The sequence below is a fragment of the Clostridium sp. genome (genome assembly GCF_051654825.1).
In the GTDB taxonomy this organism is placed as follows: domain Bacteria; phylum Bacillota; class Clostridia; order Clostridiales; family Clostridiaceae; genus Clostridium.
This window is the reverse complement of the sequence record NZ_JBOFYU010000073.1, coordinates 1-2,662: the sequence shown is the minus strand read 5'-3', so window position 1 is coordinate 2,662 and position 2,662 is coordinate 1. Positions and strand designations below refer to the sequence as shown.

Annotated in this window: 3 protein-coding genes and 1 pseudogene; all 4 read right to left on the bottom strand. The window is 28.9% G+C overall.

Annotated features, from left to right (window positions below; translation table 11 throughout):
- The coding region (locus ACRDBA_RS04580) for a DUF4179 domain-containing protein (protein WP_438571741.1) at nucleotides 1-711 on the bottom strand (711 nt) is incomplete at its 3' end.
- Nucleotide 712: 1 nt separating this feature from the next.
- Nucleotides 713-1,231 carry a sigma-70 family RNA polymerase sigma factor gene (locus tag ACRDBA_RS04575; RefSeq protein WP_438571740.1) on the bottom strand — a complete coding sequence of 173 codons (519 nt, stop codon included), beginning with the start codon at nucleotides 1,229-1,231 and terminating at the stop codon, nucleotides 713-715.
- A 135-nt stretch (nucleotides 1,232-1,366) separates the two neighbouring features.
- Complete coding sequence (locus tag ACRDBA_RS04570) at nucleotides 1,367-2,281, bottom strand: DMT family transporter (RefSeq protein ID WP_438571739.1); 915 nt, start codon at nucleotides 2,279-2,281, stop codon at nucleotides 1,367-1,369.
- 197 nt (nucleotides 2,282-2,478) lie between these two features.
- A pseudogene (locus ACRDBA_RS04565) lies at nucleotides 2,479-2,662 on the bottom strand (MATE family efflux transporter); the annotation flags it as partial.

Here is a 2,662-nt window from a genome sequence, read left to right as displayed (position 1 = left end):
TAAGTTTTGTCCTTTTATTGTATAGCTCTCATCAATACTTATTCTATTAGAACCCTCTACCTTTTCAACTTCTACTTTAAAATTCCACTTTCCTTTTATATATTTTTCTCCCCTAATACCAGTAATATTTAAATCTACTTCTACCTTATCATCTAATCTCATATCTGCTATATTCGAGCTAATTATTACACCAGCTGTAGTATCATTTATCTTGCTTGCTTTGTAGCCCTGGCTATCTACACTTTTTCCATTTAGCTTAATCATATCAGCGTCTATATTTACAAAATCACCTTGATTTTTTCCTTCATAACCTCTAAGAGCTTCACTTTCAACAATAAGTCCTATCATACATTCATTTTCATCCACCATAATATCTGTTAGAGTGACTTTAGCTTTTTTATTTTCTGATACTACTTCTATCCCTTTTGCATACTTAATATATTTATCAGTAGGAGTTCCAAAGTTACTCGGATCAAAGGATTCAATAGCTTTACCTATTATAGGTATTGCTCTTATTATATCTGGATTTATAACGCCTAATGCTATTGTTCCTACTACAAACACCCCTGCTATTTTTGTTGCAGTTTTTATGTATCTATTATTAGTTTTCACTATTTTTTTCTCATTTCTTCCTCTTTCAATTCCTTTTAATACGTAATCATCTAGTTTATCCGAAACTTCTATACTATTAATTATGTCTTTATTATTCATATTACAATCTCTCCTTCCCCATTGAAATTCTTAAACTTGATAAACCTCTATTTAGATATGTTTTAGCTGTTCCAATTGGTATTTCTAATACTTTAGCAACTTCACTAACGGTCAAGTCGTCAAAGTACTTTAGAATAATAACATCTCTATATTTTTCTTCTAACTTGTTTAGCTCATCTAGCATATCTAATTTTTCTTCACTACTACGCATAGTTGTAGTATCTTCTTTCAACATTTCTGATTCTAGATACACAACTTTTTTATTCTTATTTAATGTATTTATTGAAATATTTATTAATATTCTGGTTAACCATGTATTAAAGTATTTTGGACTTTTTAATGTATCTATTGATACATAAGCCTTATATACAGTTTCTTGAACAATATCTAATGCATCTTGTTCATTTTTTACATATGCATATGCTGTTTTATATAATTTTTCTTTTTGTGTATCTATCAAAGCTATAAATGCTTTTTCATCACCATTTATAGCTTTTCTTACTTTTAGTTCTTTGAGCATTATTTGAGTCCTTTCTTTTGTCTTTTGGTAATTACCTTACAACAATTAGACAATATAGATTCACTAACGGTTTCAGTTTTTTTATTTTTATATAATTAAAAAACGCCTATCCTTTTAAGATAAGCGATAATTTCTTTAACTAGATGCTTTTATTTCTTCTGTTAATTCAACTTTTCTATTCATTATATTAATACAAATACCACTAATAATAAATACACCTGCTACTATTTTTATAAAAGATATAGTTTCCCCTAATATGAAAAATGCTAATACCATAGAAAACACTGGCACTAAGTTTATATATAATGATGTTTTAGTAGGACCTATTTTCTTTATAGATATTTGTTGGATTAAATATCCAAACACAGACGGGAATATAGCCATGTAAAATACCGACGACCATCCACTAATAGTTGTATTAGGAAGATAAACCCAAGGTTTTTCAAATATTACAAAAGGAATTAGAAGTACCACACACGTCAAAAATGAATATCCAGTTATTTTAATAGGTGAATATAGCTCTAAAGCTTTCTTTGACAATATTCCATAGGCAGCCCAACAAATAACAGCTATTATCATCAATATATCACCGCTATTAAACTTAAAACTAAATAGTAAATTCATATCTCCATTAGTAGTAATAAGCATCACACCAAATAAAGATATCAATATTCCAACTAAACTTCTATAACTTACCCTCTCTTTTAAAAATACAAATGCAAGTATAGTAGTCACTATTGGATTTGTAGCACCTATCAAAGACGAATTAGTAGCACTGGTATATTTTAATGATAAAAAGAAAAATACATGATAACCAATCATACCTACAATACCTAAGATTAAAAACATTTTAAAATCATCTTTAGTGATCTTCCAATCATCCTCTACCCTAACCATAATAATAAAAATAATAACAGTAGCTATTAAAAACCTAAAAAACACCAACGAAAACACAGGAAACTCCGCTATAGAAAACTTACCAGCAACAAAAGCCCCTGCCCAAAACATAGTAGCCACCAACATCATATATTGCTCAAACCTCTTTTTCATCTACTCCCCCCAATATAATAATTTTATTTAAACTCTCTATAGTCACTAGCGAGTAATGTAATAATATAATCCGCACCGATATTGCTTTAGCCTAGAGTAAGGGTTATATTATTACATTACTCGCGGACTACGTATAGAGTATTCAGTAAAAAAGGATTATACCATAATCTTATGTGTATAATCCTTTAGTGTCTTTATTATGCTGATACAACCTTTTTATCTACGTCTCCATCAGCTGATACTTTATGTGATTTTACTTCTCTAATTACTACTATAGCAGTTACAACGCAAGATATAACATCTGCTATTGGTTGTGCAAACCAAATTCCATTTAATCCAAATATCTTAGGTAAGAATAACATCATTGGTACTAATAATATT

Excerpts from the sequence above, each read along its gene's own strand:
- ACRDBA_RS04575 (WP_438571740.1), bottom strand. The coding sequence starts at position 1,231 with ATGCTCAAAGAACTAAAAGTAAGAAAAGCTATAAATGGTGATGAAAAA.
- ACRDBA_RS04570 (WP_438571739.1), bottom strand. The coding sequence starts at position 2,281 with ATGAAAAAGAGGTTTGAGCAATATATGATGTTGGTGGCTACTATGTTT.